Genomic DNA, 15,339 nt, shown 5'->3' with positions numbered 1-15,339 from the left:
TGCGCGCCTTCCAACGCGGAGTGGTAGTTCAGTTGGTTAGAATACCGGCCTGTCACGCCGGGGGTCGCGGGTTCGAGTCCCGTCCACTCCGCCAACGTTTCAAGCAGAAAAGCGCCTTCCGGGGCGCTTTTTTGTTTTGCTCCCATCATCCCGCCCATCATTGCAAAAGTGCTTGATTGGCGTTAACGCGGGCAGATTGGATTTCGCGAACCTCAACAGCAGGGGAGCGGGCGGCGGCGATTGCTGTCGCGGGGGCGAGATTGAAATGAATGATCCAAATGTGTAGGATTAAATCCTACACATTCCGTGGGAGCCAATATGCGCACAACCCAGCAATTCAGCATCACCCTGCCAAATGAAATGGCCGGACTGGTGAAGTCGATGGTGGCGACCGGCGCCTATGCCACCGAAAGCGAAGTGTTCCGCGATGGCTTGCGGGCGCTGATGGCGCGCGAGCGTGCCATGGAGCGCTGGCTGAATGACCAGGTTGGGCCCGCCTACGATGCATTGAAGGCCGATCCTTCCCGTGCTGTCAGTCCTGACAAGGTGCGCGCCCGGATTGCCGCCGAACACAAGGCGATGTCCGGCAAGGCGAAATGAAATTTCGCGTCATCTTCTCGCCAGAAGCGGAAGAGCAGCTTGCAGACCTGTACCGGTACATTGCTTCGGCAGCATCGCCCGGCATCGCCGAACGCTACGTCAATGCCATCATCACCTACTGTGAGACGCTGGAAACATCTCCCCTGCGCGGTGCCCAGCGCGATGACATTCGTCCGGGCTTGCGTATCACCAACTATAAAGGGCGGACGGTGATCGCGTTCGATGCAGATGCCCGGCAGGTTTCGATCATTGGAGTGTTCTACGGTGGACAGGATTACGAAACAGCCCTGCAGGATGACCTTGAGGACAAGGATTGATTATGAATTTTTCGCGGTTGCCGGATGGCGGCATAGAGTCTCGCGACGGTATCATTGACGGCCTGACTTTCAGGTAATTCATCTTGTTCATCCCGCCCGTAGAACCCGGCACCGTCGGCCCTTGCCCGGTAGCCCCCGATGCCTTGCAGGGCATCAAGCGACAGCAGACCAATCCCGCGCGCTGGAACGGCGCCGGCTGGCAGGACTTCGTCGCGGCCTTGCGTGCTTCGGGGGTCGAACTCGCCGAGGGCGCCGCGGCCTGCGGCGTCTATGCCACCGATGCCGGCGGCACGGCCTACGGTCTGCCTCACGGCGTGGTGGTGGCGCGCAGTGCTGCCCAGGTTTCGCAACTGCTCAAGGCGGCGCAGGTTCACCGGGTACCGGTCACGGTGCGCGGCGGCGGGCTGACCACCGAGGGCGAATCGGTGGCCTTCGGCGGCGTCCTGCTCGACATGAGCGGCATGAGCCGGGTGATCGCCATCGACGCGACGGCGCTGACGGTTCGTGTCGAGGCCGGCATCTACTGGCACAGCCTGGCCGAGGAACTGCGCCGCGAAAATCTGGATTACCTCTCGGCACCACTCAACCTGACGTCCTCGGTGGGCGGCACGCTCGGTGTCGGCGGCATCGATGTCAATTCGGCGCGGCTCGGCTGCAGCGCCGATCAGGCGGTGTCGTTGCAAGTGGTGACGCCGAGCGGCGAGATCGTCGAATGCTCGGACGACGAGAACGCCGAACTGTTCCAGCGCGTGATCCTCGGCTACGGCCAGTTCGGCATCATCACCGAGGCGACGCTGCGCATACGGCCCTATACGCCCATTGCCATGCACTACTACTACTATTCCTCGCTGCGCACCGCGATCGAGGATCTGCAAATGCTCGATCGCAACGATGCCAGCGACTACTCGGGCATCCTCACCATCATGGATTGCGCGGTGAACCTGCTGGTGGCTTTCGATTCCGACGAGCGCGAGGCGGCGTTCAAGGCCAACTGGGAAGCGCGCCTGCGCGGTTTCGGCGAAGCCGGTTTCGCGCTGTGCATGCTCGGGCACTACGCGCTGCGGCCGTGGCGGATCGGCGAAGCGCTGTACCTGCTGCAACGCAAGCAGGCAGTCTTCCCCGAGTTCCGCCGGCCCGAGTTCCATCGCGACGGCAAGATGCACGACCGCAGCGTGGTGTTTTCGCGCGCGGTGTGGAAGCACTGGGGCTCGCGGCAGATGGTGATTCCCGACCTGGCGACGCCGGCGGACAAGTTCATCGAAGCCGTGGAGCGCGGCAACGCGGTGTGCCGCAAATATTTCAGGCACTACACGCTGTATTGCGTCGGCATCAAGCTGCGGCCGGACCACCAGCCCCACTACGAAATGTCCTGCGTCCCGCCCGGCGCGGAAGGCTGGGCCTACGGCTGCGAATTCGAGCCGATGATCGAGGGCGAGGTATATAGCCGCGACCATTTCCAGGCCTTCAAGAACGCCATCTACGACATCGGAGTGGATCTCGGCGCCAGCTATTACCGCTTCGGCGGCATGATGAAAGGCTACATCCGCCGCGTCTTCGGCGATGCCTTGGTGGACAAGCACCTCGCCATGAAGCGCAGGGCCGATCCGGCCATGATCCTCAACCGCGACGTGATTTTCTGATGTATTCCGACGCCCATCCCCGCGAATTTCCTGCCTGCAGCGGCTGCGGCCTGTGCCGGCTGGTGTGCCCGATGTGGCGCAACCGGCGTGATCCGCGCTTCAGCCCGGAAGGCCTCGCCAAGGCCCTGCAGTGCGGCGCCACGGCGGCCGAACTGGCGCCCCCGCTGGATGCCTGCTCCTTGTGCGGCGCCTGCGATCCGGTGTGTCCCGAGCGAATCGACCTGACCGGCATGATCATGGAGCTGCGCCGCGCTTTGCCGCGTCAGCCGGAACTCGTTGCGCAGCAGGCGAAGTTCGCACAGGCCGCCGCGAGTGCCGGGGTGGCCCCGGCTGGCGCGCTGCTGCTGCCCGGCGCTGCCTTGCGCGCCGATCCCGTGCTGCTGACACGCGTGCAGGCGCTGCTCGGCATCGCCGTCGCCGCCGATGACGGCGCCGACATCGCGCTGGCGCTGGAAACCGGCGATGCCATCGATACGCTGCGCCAGCGCGCATTTCTGCGCGGGCTAACCACCTTTGGCGGCCGCACTCTGGTTGTCGGCGACGGACTCCTGCTGCGCCAATTGCGCCGCTGGCTGCCCGCTGCGCGCCTGCAAGGCCTGGGCGAAGCGCTCGGCAATGTCGGCGCGATCCGTCGCCGTCTCGCCAGCGCCGACTTCTACGTCATCGAGGCGCGCGCCTACCATGCCGATTACGAGCGCCTGGTCGGCCATTACGACGGGCTGCGCGCCGACACCGGCTGCGCAATGAACCTCGACCTGCAGCGCATCGCGATTCCCGCCGTGGATGAGGCGGAGGCGCGCTGGATGCTGCAAGGCCGCCGGCCCGCGCGCATCATTGTCGAAAACCCGGCCGAGCGCGCAATCCTGCGCCGCGTGGCCGACGTGCCGGTACTGCATCTGGCCGAGCTGGCAGAAATTTGATGAGCCTCGAAAAAGCAGTTGGTCCGCAGATTTCGCAGATTTGCGCAGAAGAATCAGCAAGATTGGTGCGCCCGGCTCATCAGCCATCAAGGTGGCCGGTGATCGTCTCCAACCCAGTGAATTGCCGGCCTTCAATCTGTGAAAATCTGCGTCATCTGCGGAAAACAGAATGAAAAGGGAAATACCGCATGCGTACTGTTGATGTCGTGATCGTCGGCGCCAGCCTGGCGGGGGCCGCGGCGGCCAAGCGCACGGTCGATGCCGGGCTGGAAACCGTAATTCTGGAGCGCAAGGAATTGCCGCGCCACAAGATCTGCAGCGGCATCCTCTCGCCGCGCGGGCACCGCTTTCTGCTGGAGAACTTCGGCCCGCTGCCGCGCGAGACGCTGCACGAGCCGACCTCCTGCCGCGGCGTGACCTTCCATTTCCCGAGCATGGTCTCGATGCCGATGGACTTCTTCCACGGCACCACGCCGCACCTGCACCGCAAGTATTCCGACCACTGGGCAATCCAGCGCAGCGGCGCCGAGGTGCACGACCAGACATCGTTTGCCGGGCTGGAAGAGAAGGGCGACCACGTGCTGGTGCATGCCAGGAAGCACGGCGAGCCGGTGACGTACCGGGCGCGCCAGGTGATCGGCGCCGACGGGCCCAGCTCGCTGGTGGTGCGCGCCGTCTATCCCGACTACACGAAGCAGATCCCGTGGTTTTTCGTCGGCCAGAAATTCCACGAGATCATCGATTGCCCGCTGTCCTCCGAGTATTTCCATTTCTGGTTCCATCCGGGCCTCGGTCACTACACCTGGAGCCATGCGCGCGACGGCCGCCAGATCGTCGGCGTCGGCTTCAAGCGCGGCGACAATTTCGCGAAGAAGCACGCGGTGGTGCAGAACTACCTCGAAGAAAAACACGGCGTGCGCCTCAAGCCGGCCGGCGACGACCACGAAGGCTGCGCCGAGAACTTCGGCCCCTCGCTGATCAATCGCTACGTCTTCGGCAAGGGCAATGTGCTGCTCACCGGGCAGGCCGCCGGCTTCCTCAACATGATCGGCGAGGGCATGAGCTGCGCGCTGCATTCGGGTGCGATTTCCGGCGAGGCGATCGTCGAGGCCCGCTTGCGCAACCGCCCGGTGCAGGAGATGTACCGCCGCATGATCGCATCCGAGGTGCGCCGGTGCAGCGACCAGTGGAACCCGCTGAAAATTGCCTTCGACAAGCCGCACGAGGCGGATTTCCCCGAAGCGCTGATGAAGCTGTCGTGGCGCGAGCGCGGCCTGGTGCTGCGCGACATGTGGAACTTCATCGTGCTGTTCAAGGAATTCAAGTGGGGCCGCCAGATCGCCGGCGCCGCCCTGCAGCGGCCGATCGTCGGCGGCTATTCGATGCAGCGCTGGTTGTAGCGGCGCGCATCGCCGCGCCGCCAGCGCCGACTGTTGCGCTGTCCGGGCAGCGTCATGCGGCGCCGGTCCTTGCGTCAGGGATTCTTTGCGGCACCCAGACCCAGCTGCCCCAGCCGTTCGCCGAGGTCCTTCAGCACGCGATCGGTCTCTTCGCTGTTGTCCAGCAACTCCTGCTGCTGCTTCATCACGTCGCTTACCAGGTCGGACACCTTGTGCTCCTGGTTCTCGGTCAATCCCAGGTGGACGAAGGCGTTCACCAGTTTCTGTTCGACGGCGATCATGAGGTTGTCGGCCGCCATGTGGCTCTTCTGGTTGGCCTGGCGCAGCGCTTCGGCGGAGGCGCGCACGTAGTCCAGCGTCGCCAGGATGCCGGCCTGGTTGCGGCTGTTGAGTTCCAGCGCCTCCAGTGATTGCAGCTTGGATTCGGCGCCCTTCGCGGCGATCGAAAGATTGTCGCGCAGGCGGCCGCAGTAGTCCGGGTTGTCCAGCGGCAGGTTGCTCACCATCAGCGTGACGCGCTCGAAGTTGTGCACGCTGCGGTTGCGGAAATCGAAAATGCGGTCGAGGCCGCTGACGTGGTTCATCACCGATACTTCAAGCGGCAGGTTGGTGCCCGCGGCGCTGACGGTCAGTGAGCGTTCGGCGATGCGCGTCTGCACCACGCCTTCGAGGCGATAGCGCTGCAACAGTTCGAGCAGGCCGTTGGCGATGTCCTGCTCGGTTTCCCAGGCCACCAGCTGGCACATGAAATTGAGGGCAATCCCGGCTTCCTCCATGGTGGACATGACCATGAAGGAAAACTTCTGCGCCTCCTTGGCCTGCTGTTCCAGGGCGAGGCGCGCTTGCACGATCTGCTTGGCGACCTTGACCTTGCGCAGCACTTCCTCCACTTCGAAGGGCTTGACGATGAAATCCTCGCCGCCGGCATCGTAGCCCTTGATCCTGGCATCGATGGTGTCCTGCCCGGATACGAAGGTGACCGGAATAGTCGAAAAGTTCTCGTCGTCCTTGAGCTGGCGGCAGAAGGCATAGCCGTCCATGCCGGGCATCCGCACGTCGAGCAGGAACATGTCGGGTTTGACCGTCTCCAGGCGCGGCGCGCAGGCTTCGACGCTGTCGAAGGTTTCCACTTCGCACTCGGTGTCGAGAATCCTGTGGATGATGTCGAGGACGAATGGATCGTCGTCTACTGCAAATACCCGGAAAGTCTCACTCATTCAATTTTCCTCTTCAGCGTCGTCGCTGAATCTCGATGCGATGTAACGAAACTCGTCGGCGTCTTCCAGAAAGCAGTCGACCAGCGATGGATCGAAATGTTTGCCGCGCCCCTCGCGGATCATCTCGACGGCTTCCGCGTGAGACCACGCGGGCTTGTAGACGCGCTTGTGGATCAGGGCGTCGTAGACGTCGGCCAGCGCCATCAGCCGCGCCGAGAGCGGCGTCGCCTCTCCGCTGAGTCCCTGCGGGTAGCCGGTGCCATCCCAGCGTTCGTGGTGGCCGTAGGCGATCTCCTTGGCGATGCTGAGAAACGATCCTTCCGTACCCATCCGCGCTTCGGCATCGCGCAGCGCGTCGCGTCCGATGGCGGGGTGGCGCTTCATCACCGAAAATTCTTCCACGGTGAGTTTGTCCGGCTTGAGCAGGATGTGGTCGGGTATGCCGACTTTGCCGATGTCGTGCAATGGCGCGGATTTCCAGATCATGGTCCATTGTTCCTCCGAGACGGTATTCCGATAACGGGGCGTGGGAGCCAGTCGCCGGGCCATGACCTGGACGTAGGCCCGGGTGCGGTGAATGTGGTTGCCGGTTTCGTTGTCGCGGGTTTCGGCGATCGAGCCCAGCGCGACGATGGTGAGATCCTGGCTGAGTTGCAAATCCGAGGTGCGGGCCTGCAGCTCCATGGTTCTGGCTTCGAGGTCGCGGGTACGCTTGCTGACCAGGCTTTCCAGATGCACATTCTGGTCGCGCAGCAGGTCGCCCGCTTCGCGCAGGCGCAGATGGGTGCGGACGCGAGCCAGCAGGATCGGCGGCGCGACCGGCTTGCTGACGTAATCCACGGCGCCGAGTTCGAGACCGTGGGTGATGTGGCCCACATCGGAATGACTGGACAGGAACATCACCGGAATGGCTGCCGTCAACGGATCCTGCTTGAGCCGGGTGCAGACGTCGTAGCCGTGCATGTCGGGCAGCTTGACGTCGAGCAGGATCAGGTCCGGCAGCGGTTGCAGGTGCGCCAGTTCCAGCGCTTTCCGGCCGTTGGTGGCGATACGGATCTGGTAATGCGGCCGCAGGCTTTCCTTGAGGATTGCCAGCACGGCGGGATCGTCATCGACCAGCAGTATCAGTTTGTCCATGGGTCAGCCCCCCTTGTTCCGCGCCTGCCGCTTGCCGGAAAGCAGGGCGATGGCGGCGTCAAAGTCAAAGTTCTGGATATGGATCAGTACGTGGTGCAGGCACGGCACCCAGGCCGTGTCCTTGAGTTCGGCGAGACAGTCCCGGACCAGCAGGTCGCAATCGCTGTCGCCGGCCTGCAAGCGTTCGATCAGGCGGGTCACGGAAGCCGGCGGCGTTCCGGGCGGCAGTTCCCCGGGCAAGGCTTCGGCAGCGGTTTCCGGCGGGGTGACGGGGCCGAGCCCTTGCTGAATTTCGGCGCACATGGCGGCGACGCCGCGTTCCAGGTCGAGCAGCAGTTCGCTCGCCGGCGAGGCGTTGTCTATGGCCGTTTCGAGGGCCGAGGCGACGGCATGCAGGGTCTTCATGCCGAGCAGGCCCATGCGTCCCTTCAGGGTATGCGCCGTCATGCTGGCCGCCTCCGGCGTGCCGGCGGCGAGCGCCAGCCGTATCTGCTTCATGGCGGCGGGGGCCTCGGCGACAAAGTCGCCCAGCCAGTGCCGATAGCGCGTCTCGTCGCCGAGCAGCAGCGCCAGTCCGGCACGGGTATCGACGCCGGCCAGCAGCGGCATTCCGTTGGTCGAAGCCGGGCGGGGTTCCGCGACGGCCGGCAGATAGTGCTTGTGGCGCGGAATCCATTTCGCCAGCATCTGGTAGAAGCCGGATTCGTCGAAGGGTTTGCCGATATGGTCGTTCATGCCGGCATCGGCGCTTTTCTCCTTTTCGTGCGCCATCGTATGCGCCGTCATGGCGATGATCGGCAGCTGCGCAAAGCCTTCCAGCTTGCGGATCACCCGGGTCGCCGTGAGGCCGTCCATCACCGGCATCTGGATATCCATCAGCACCAGATCGAAGCTGTCCGTGCCCAGGGACAGCATGTCGAGCGCTTCCTGGCCGTTGTCCGCCAGATGCGGAGTGACGCCGACCGCGGCGAGCAGTCCTTCGACCACGTCGCGGTTGAACGGCTGGTCATCCACCACCAGCACCCGCACATCCCGGTAACGTATCTGCGTCGACTCCTCCGGTTGCTCCGTTTCGATCGGCAACGCGCCGGTTTCATCCAGGCCGAGCCAGAGCCTGACCCGGAAGGTCGTGCCGCTGCCCTCGCGGCTGGTGACGCCGATGTCGCCGTCCATCATTTCGGCCAGGCGCTTGCAGATCGCCAGGCCGAGGCCGGTGCCGCCATATTTGCGCGTCATCGAGGCGTCGGTCTGCGAGAAGGGTTTGAACAGCAGGGCGATTCCCTCTTCGCTCATGCCGATCCCGGTGTCCTCCACTTCGATGTTCAGGCACAGGCGCTTCGCTTCGCGATCATGAATGCCGATGCGCAGTTCCACCCGGCCGGTGGTGGTGAATTTCACGGCGTTCGAGAGCAGGTTCAGCAGGATCTGCTCCACGCGCAGGCTGTCGCCCACCAGAACGTCGGGAACCTCCGGATCGATCTGCTCGATCAGCGCCAGCCCCTTTTCCTGCGCCCGGTAGCTGGTCACCGAGTGGCTGCGCACGACCAGTTGCCGCAGGCTGAAGGGCTTGACTTCGAACTCCATGCGTCCGGCGACGATCTTCGACAGGTCGAGCAGGTCGTCGATGATGCCGGCCAGCGTTTTGCCGGCGCTATTGACCTTGTCCAGATACTCGCGCTGCCGCGCATCGGTGGCAAACGGCCGCGCCAGGTTTGAAAAGCCGATTACGGCGGAGAGCGGCGTGCGCAGTTCGTGGGTGATGTTGGCGAGGAATTCATCCTTCGACTGGTCCGCCCGTTTTGCCGCGGCGAGGGCTTCGTTCAACTCGGCGGTACGCTGCAGGACAAGGCCTTCCAGGTTGGCCTGGTGCTCTTCGAGCTGCCGTTCGATCCGCTTGCGCTCGGTCACATCCTCCTTGACCGCGACGAAATGGCTGATTTCGCCGTCTTCGTTGAAGATCGGCGAGATCGATGTTTCTTCCCAGATCAGACTGCCGTTCTTGCAGCGGTTGCGCAGGATGCCGCGCCAGATCCTGCCGGCAAGTATGGTGTTCCAGAGGTCTTCATGTATTGCACGGGGTGTCTCCGCGGATTTCACAATGCTCGGGGTCCGGCCGACCGTTTCCTCACGGGTGTAGCCGGTAATCCGGGTGAAGCTCGGGTTCACGTACTCGATGACGCCGTAGCGGTTGGTGATGACGATCGAAACCTGGCTCTGTTCCACCGCCTGCCGCAGCTTGCCGGTTTCCTCCTCCGCGCGCCGGCGTTCGGAAATGTCGGCGTATACCCAGATGCTGCCGTCGTTCGGATGCGCGGGATCGATGGCGCGGCCGCTCAGCGCGCCCCAGAACAGGCTGCCGTCCTTGTGCCGCAACATGACCTCGGTACTGTAGTTCTGGCCTTCCGCCACCGCGTCGTAGGCGATTCTTCCTAGTCGATCATAGGTTTCCTGGGAGTCGTAGAACAGCTCGCTCGATTGGCCGAGCAGTTCGCCCGGTTCGTATTGAAACAGTTCCTCGATCCGGCGGTTGCAGGAAACGATGCGGCGTTGCTTGAGATAGACGATGCCGACCAGGGCGTTGCCGAGGATGGTTTCGTTTTGCGCCAGAAGCTGGCGGGTTTTTTCTTCCTGCTGCTTGCGTCGGGAAATGTCGGTGATCATCAGCAGGAGGTTCATGCGCCCGTTCGCCGAGAAGCGGGAAAAAATCGCGTGCTGCCATATTTCCTTGCCGAAACTGGTGACGAAATGGGCCTCGATCTGCGCATGCTCGTCGGTGGCCAGCGCCTTCTCGGCACAGGCCAGAAGGCCGGAACTCTTCCATGACTCGATTTTCCGGAAGTCCTGTCCGAGCAATTGCTCGCGCGTTGCTCCCAACTGATCGGCGGCATTGGCATTTGCCGTCAGGCACTGCCCCGTTGCGTCATAAGTCAGGATGCCGATCGGCGACGCGGAGACGATCTGCTCGTTGAAATTCCGGCTGGCTTCCAGCGCCTGCAGGGCTTCCTTGCGCTCGGTGATGTCGGTATAGGCGCCGACATAATGGGTGATTCGACCATCGCCATCCCTGACCGCCGAGATGGTCAGCCAGTGGGGATGGATCGTGCCGTCCCTGTTCCGGTTCCAGATTTCGCCCTGCCAGGTTTCGTGCGCCAGGATTTCCTGCCACATCTCCGCGTAGAAATCCGGTTCATGGCGATCCGACTTGAGGAAGTTCATTCTCCTGCCGACGGCTTCCGCTTCGGGGTAGCCGGTGATGGTGGTAAAGGCCTGGTTGATCCGCAGGATCACGTCGTCGGCATCGGTCACCACAATGCCTTCGTGCGACTCGAAGGCGGCAGCGGCGATGCGCAGCGCTTCGTCCGCCTTCTTGCGCTCGGTGATGTCGCGCATGGTGCAGGTGAAGAAGCGGCCATCCTCGGTTTGCCACAGCGCCACCGAGCGTTCGAGGAGAAACTCGCTGCCGTCCCGGCGCTGTCCGGTCAATTCCACGACGCCGCCATCGAGGTGGTCCGGGTCGCCGTTCATCAGGCGCTGAAAGCCGGCCATGGCGGCCTGCTGGAAGCGCGGCGGAATGATCCGCGTCAGCGGCTGGCCGATGATCTCGGCCTTGTCAAAGCCGAATATCCGAGCGGCCGAAGCGTTCCAGCTGGTGATGTTGCCCCCGGTATCCGCAGTGACGATCGCATCGTAGGCCGTTTCCGTGATGGCGCGGAAACGCTCTTCCCGTTGGCGCAGGCTTTCCGTCAGTTTGGCCTGTGCGGCCAGTTCCCGCATGCTTTGCTGTTGCGACCAGAGCCGGCGCAGCATCAAGCCGATGGCCAACGCCGCGGCCAGCGCCACCAGGCCGACCCAGATCACCAGTCGCCACAGCGGTTCCATGATTTCGTCGTAGTCGATCTTGGCGATCAGGTGCCAGCTGGTGCCGGCGATCGGGCGATAAACCGCCAGTACGTCCACGCCGCGATAATCCTTGCCGCGCGATGCGCCGGCCTTGCCGGTATGAACCGCCTGGGCGGAGGGCAGCGTGGGGTCGGCCCGGTTCTGCCTGATCGTCATCGCCGGGGCGCTGGTGTGCCGGAGCTGGTTGAGATAGATGACCGAGTCGCCGACGCCCTTCACCAGCAGGGTTTCGCCGCTGCGGCTGGCCGACGGCCAGCCCAGGATCATCGGGAACATCGACTCGCCGGGTTCGGCATGCAGCACCAGCGCGCCGACCGCCTGGCGCTTGCCGGCGACAATGTGCTGCAAGGGGACAACGAAGTTGAGCGCCGCCTGGCCGTCGTTGGCATCCAGATAGAAGGCGCTGCGGGCAATCTCGTCGGTGGCAAAGGCCTTTGGCAGCAGCGCCCTGGTTTGTTCCGAAATTTCGTGGGCGCCACCTGCCGTCAGCAATTCCTTCCCGGTCGGGTCAAGCACCACGGCGGTGGAATAGCCGTAGCCGCTGCTGACTATCATCAGCCGTTTGAGGATCAACTCCTTCATTGCCGGATCATGGCGGTGCTGAATGGCGGCGACACGCTCGATCAGTTCCGTGTCGGATGCCAGCACCCTGCCGTCGTTGTGTCGTTCGGCAAGCCAGGCCTCCACCTGCTGGCTCTTGAGCCGGGCGGCGATCTCCAGGCTGGTGTAGGCATCGCGCTCGATTTGCGGCACATAGATCTTGACGATTGCCAGGGTGACCAGCACCAGCAAGGCGGGCAGCGCCACGAGCAGATGCCGCCGATTGGGCTGGAACTTGCCGTCCTGCCTGGCGAAGTGCATACCCGTTCGGACTGTCGCCGTATCGCCGGCGCCGACTGTCGGCTGTTCAGTCACGCCACTGCCTCGGCGGTCATGAGCTCCTCGAATTTGTCGAGCGGCACGGGCTTGCTGTAGAGGTAGCCCTGGAAGGCATGACAGCCGGATTTGGCCAGGAACTCGCGTTGTGTTTCCGTTTCCACGCCCTCGGCGATCACGCCGAGCCCGAGGCTTTCGGCCAGCGCCACGATGGTGCGGGCAATTGCCGCATCGTTGGGGTCAACCAGGATGTCGCGCACAAAGGACTGGTCGATCTTCAACTGGTCGAGCGGCAGCCGCTTCAGGTAGGACAGCGAGGAATAGCCGGTGCCGAAGTCGTCCAGCGCGAAGCCCACGCCCCTGGCCTTCAGCGCGAACATTTTTCCGATGATGTCCTGCACGTTGTCGACCAGCAGGCTTTCGGTCAGTTCCAGCTTCAAGAACCGCGGATTGGCACCGGTGTTCTTCAGCACGGCCAGCACCTGGTCGACAAAATCGACCTGGCCGAACTGGTGCGCGCTGACGTTGACCGCGAGCGTGAGATGGGCCAGTTCCGGTTGGGTGGCCCAGCGCGCCAGCTGGCGGCAGGCGGCGTCGAGCACCCATTCGCCGAGCGGCAGGATCAGGCCGGTGTCTTCGGCCAGGGGAATGAATTCGCCCGGCGGCACCATGCCGCGTTGCGGGTGCTGCCAGCGCACCAGGACTTCGGCGCCGGTCAGGCGCTCTCCCACCACCTGGGCCTGGAAGTGGAGCACGAACTGCTGTTCCTGCAAGGCCAGCCGCAGATCGTCTTCCAGCGCCGCACGTTCCTTTACGGCGGATTCCATGCCAGGGTCGAAGAAATGCCATGTGTTGCGTCCGGCTTCCTTCGACTTGTACATGGCCAGATCGGCCTGCTTCATCAGTTCGTCGATGCTGGTCGGATCGCCCATGAACAGCGTGATGCCGATGCTCGCGGTGCTGTGATGAACGACATCGGCGAGCAGGTAGTCCTGGTTGAGCGAGGCAAGGATCTTTTCCACGATGGCCTCGATATCCGCCGCCGCGTCGGCGCTGTCGGCGTCCAGCCCGGCCAGCACCACGACGAATTCGTCGCCGCTCAGGTGGGCGACCGTGTCACCCTCCCGCACGCACAGCTTCAGGCGCTGGGCAACCTGTTTCAGCAGCAGGTCGCCCTTGTCGTGGCCCAGCGTGTCGTTGAGCATCTTGAAGTTGTCCAGATCGATGAACAGCAGGGCGCCATGGCCGCCGCTGCGCGAGCTGGCGGCCATGGTCTGCCGCAGGCGATCCATGAGGAGTGTCCGGTTGGGCAGGCCGGTCAACTGGTCGAAGAAGGCCAGTTGCCTGATCTTTTCTTCGGCGATCTTGCGTTCGGTGATGTCGTAGTGCGAACCGATGTAATGGGTCACGGTGCCGCTGTCATCCTTTACCGCCGAGATGGTGAGCCATTTCGGATATACCGTGCCATCCTTGCGCCGGTCCCAGACTTCACCCTGCCAGGTGCCGGTTCGGTTGATGGCTTCCCACATTTCGCGATAGAACGTCTTGTCATGGCGTCCTGACTGGAGCAGGCGGGGTGTCTGGCCCACGGCTTCCGCGGGCGTATAGCCGGTGATCTGGACGAAGGCCCGATTGACCCGCAGGATCACGCTGTTGGCATCGGTGACCATCATGGCTTCCTGCGAGTCGAAGGCCGCCGCGGCGATGCGCAGTTCGATCTCGGCCAGCTTGCCGTCGGTGATGTCCTGTACCGTGCCCAGGGAACGCAAGGGCTTGCCTGTCGCGTCGAATTCGGACAGGCATTTCTCATGCACCCACTTGATGCGCCCGTCATTCATGCGCAGCCGGTGGGTGACCTCGTATGGCTGCCGGGTTACGAGCGATTCGGCATAGGCCTGATGCACTGCTTCGCGATCGTCGGGATGGATGGCATTGAGGAAGGCGTCGTAGGTGGCACCGAACCGGGCCGGATCGATCTCGAACAAACGGAATACCTGATCCGACCAGGTCAGTTCGCCGCTGACCAGGTCCAGTGTCCAGTTGCCGACCTGGGCGATGCGCTGCGCTTCGTTCAGGCGGTCAGCGCTGGCTTGCAGCGCCTGTTCGTGGCGGTCGGCAATGTCCTGGAGGCCGCGCTGCCGCCGCTGATAGAAGCCCAGGCTGAGGACGGCCACCACCGCCACTATCCCGAACAACAGGGCGTGCAGGGTGGTGGCCCGCTGCCAGGACGCAAAAATGGTTCGTGGATCGCGCGAAACGGCAACCACCAGCGGTTTGTCCATGAACAAGTCGTCGGGGTGGATCGTGCGCTGGGCAATCATGCGTTGTTCGCCCGTCGCGGCGACACGATCGGTGTACACATTCGTCTTTTGGCCGCTGTCGCGATGGCGGGTAAACAGGCTGCCGGGCGTCGCCAGATCGGTGCCGGCCAGGTGTTTCTTTTCCGGCGCCATCATGAACAGCTTGCCGTCGCCATGGGCGAGGGCAGCCCATGCGTCGGGGGTGTAGAGCACCGAGTCGAGCTGGGTCCGGGCGAAATCCGGATCGAAGGAGGCATAAACGACCCCGCCGAATTCTCCGTTCGGCCGGGCCACCGAGCGCGCCAGCGCCATGACATAGGTATCGATCAGGGATTTGATCGGCGGGATCAGGTAAAGCGTTTGCGGAGCATTGTTCCTGGCGGCGAGCTGGAACCATTCCCGGTGGGCAAGGCTGGCCCCGACCAGGGTTGCATTGTTGGAAGCCGTTATCCGGCCGTCCGCGTCGACCACCAGCAGGACCCGCATGCCGGGCAGGATGTCGGCGAAGACTTGCAGCCGCCGATTGGTTCGCCACTGCCCGTCTTTCTCCATCCGCCAGTGCGAAAGGTCGTCGCGGATGGTTTCCAGCGCATGGTTGGCCGAATGCAGCTGCGGCACCAGGTTCTTCTCGATCACGGCGGCTTCAGTCGTCAGGCGCTCGCGCTCCTGGATTTCGATCTGGAGGTAATCCTGGTATTGCGAATAACCGATATAGCCGCCGAATGCCGTCAGGGCGGCAAGCAGGAACAGCCATTCGCCAAGGAAGCGGCTGCCGCGGAGCGGGCGCGGGGCCAGGCTCATTGGTTGCCCGAAATGCAGCCGGCCAGCCTCTCGGCGGGTGGCGGGAGGTTTGTGACCGACTCAGGATAGAGAGTGAGGTCGGGGACTCCTTGCATGCTTCGCTCCATGTTCCATTTGTCATGCCGCATGCTGCGGCGTGACCGCGGATTTCATAAGCGAGGCGGTTTTTTGGGCCCCGGCTGCAAGCTGCCCGGCGTGGGGCGGCTTGTATTATGTCTTTCGACAGAAAAC

9 protein-coding genes and 1 tRNA gene are annotated in these 15,339 nt (G+C 63.5%); 6 read left to right on the top strand and 4 right to left on the bottom strand.

The annotated features are described in order from the left end of the window. Positions 1-17 precede the first annotated feature (17 nt). The 6 genes from SUTH_RS12535 to SUTH_RS12510 all read left to right on the top strand — a co-directional run bounded on the left by SUTH_RS12535 (position 18) and on the right by SUTH_RS12510 (position 4,877). Positions 18-94 (top strand) — tRNA-Asp (locus tag SUTH_RS12535). 224 nt (positions 95-318) lie between these two features. Beyond that, positions 319-600 (top strand): ribbon-helix-helix domain-containing protein, encoded by a 282-nt coding sequence (locus SUTH_RS12530; protein WP_041099667.1) that lies wholly within the window; start codon positions 319-321, stop codon positions 598-600. Beyond that, complete coding sequence (locus SUTH_RS12525; RefSeq protein ID WP_041099665.1) at positions 597-917, top strand: type II toxin-antitoxin system RelE/ParE family toxin; 321 nt, start codon at positions 597-599, stop codon at positions 915-917. The genes SUTH_RS12530 and SUTH_RS12525 overlap by 4 nt, the downstream gene beginning before the upstream one ends. An 83-nt stretch (positions 918-1,000) precedes the next feature. After that, positions 1,001-2,557 (top strand): FAD-binding oxidoreductase, encoded by a 1,557-nt coding sequence (locus SUTH_RS18580; protein WP_052473608.1) that lies wholly within the window; start codon positions 1,001-1,003, stop codon positions 2,555-2,557. Next, on the top strand, positions 2,557-3,477 hold the full coding sequence (locus SUTH_RS12515) for a 4Fe-4S dicluster domain-containing protein (protein ID WP_041099663.1): 921 nt from the start codon (positions 2,557-2,559) through the stop codon (positions 3,475-3,477). Before SUTH_RS18580 ends, SUTH_RS12515 begins: the two co-directional genes overlap by 1 nt. A gap of 188 nt (positions 3,478-3,665) precedes the next feature. Next, positions 3,666-4,877 (top strand): NAD(P)/FAD-dependent oxidoreductase, encoded by a 1,212-nt coding sequence (locus SUTH_RS12510; protein ID WP_041099661.1) that lies wholly within the window; start codon positions 3,666-3,668, stop codon positions 4,875-4,877. A 74-nt stretch (positions 4,878-4,951) separates the two neighbouring features. Here SUTH_RS12510 and SUTH_RS12505 read toward each other — a convergent pair whose 3' ends face one another. Genes SUTH_RS12505 through SUTH_RS19110 form a run of 4 tightly spaced genes read right to left on the bottom strand, consistent with a single transcriptional unit; the run spans position 4,952 to position 15,108 of the window. Continuing rightward, the gene (locus SUTH_RS12505) at positions 4,952-6,094 is read right to left on the bottom strand and encodes a response regulator (RefSeq protein WP_041099659.1); all 1,143 of its coding nucleotides are present in this window, start codon (positions 6,092-6,094) and stop codon (positions 4,952-4,954) included. Continuing rightward, complete coding sequence (locus tag SUTH_RS12500; RefSeq protein WP_041099657.1) at positions 6,095-7,231, bottom strand: response regulator; 1,137 nt, start codon at positions 7,229-7,231, stop codon at positions 6,095-6,097. A 3-nt stretch (positions 7,232-7,234) separates the two neighbouring features. Beyond that, the gene (locus SUTH_RS18575) at positions 7,235-12,046 is read right to left on the bottom strand and encodes a PAS domain S-box protein (protein ID WP_052473607.1); all 4,812 of its coding nucleotides are present in this window, start codon (positions 12,044-12,046) and stop codon (positions 7,235-7,237) included. Beyond that, complete coding sequence (locus tag SUTH_RS19110) at positions 12,043-15,108, bottom strand: bifunctional diguanylate cyclase/phosphodiesterase (RefSeq protein ID WP_084207387.1); 3,066 nt, start codon at positions 15,106-15,108, stop codon at positions 12,043-12,045. Before SUTH_RS19110 ends, SUTH_RS18575 begins: the two co-directional genes overlap by 4 nt. Positions 15,109-15,339: the final 231 nt, after the last annotated feature.

This window comes from Sulfuritalea hydrogenivorans sk43H, from assembly GCF_000828635.1.
In the GTDB taxonomy this organism is placed as follows: Bacteria; Pseudomonadota; Gammaproteobacteria; order Burkholderiales; family Rhodocyclaceae; genus Sulfuritalea; species Sulfuritalea hydrogenivorans.
This window is presented reverse-complemented; position numbering and strand designations above follow the sequence as displayed.

Excerpts from the sequence above, each read along its gene's own strand:
- SUTH_RS12500 (WP_041099657.1), bottom strand. The coding sequence starts at position 7,231 with ATGGACAAACTGATACTGCTGGTCGATGACGATCCCGCCGTGCTGGCA.
- SUTH_RS12515 (WP_041099663.1), top strand. The coding sequence starts at position 2,557 with ATGTATTCCGACGCCCATCCCCGCGAATTTCCTGCCTGCAGCGGCTGC.
- SUTH_RS12525 (WP_041099665.1), top strand. The coding sequence starts at position 597 with ATGAAATTTCGCGTCATCTTCTCGCCAGAAGCGGAAGAGCAGCTTGCA.
- SUTH_RS12505 (WP_041099659.1), bottom strand. The coding sequence starts at position 6,094 with ATGAGTGAGACTTTCCGGGTATTTGCAGTAGACGACGATCCATTCGTC.
- SUTH_RS12510 (WP_041099661.1), top strand. The coding sequence starts at position 3,666 with ATGCGTACTGTTGATGTCGTGATCGTCGGCGCCAGCCTGGCGGGGGCC.
- SUTH_RS19110 (WP_084207387.1), bottom strand. The coding sequence starts at position 15,108 with ATGAGCCTGGCCCCGCGCCCGCTCCGCGGCAGCCGCTTCCTTGGCGAA.
- SUTH_RS12530 (WP_041099667.1), top strand. The coding sequence starts at position 319 with ATGCGCACAACCCAGCAATTCAGCATCACCCTGCCAAATGAAATGGCC.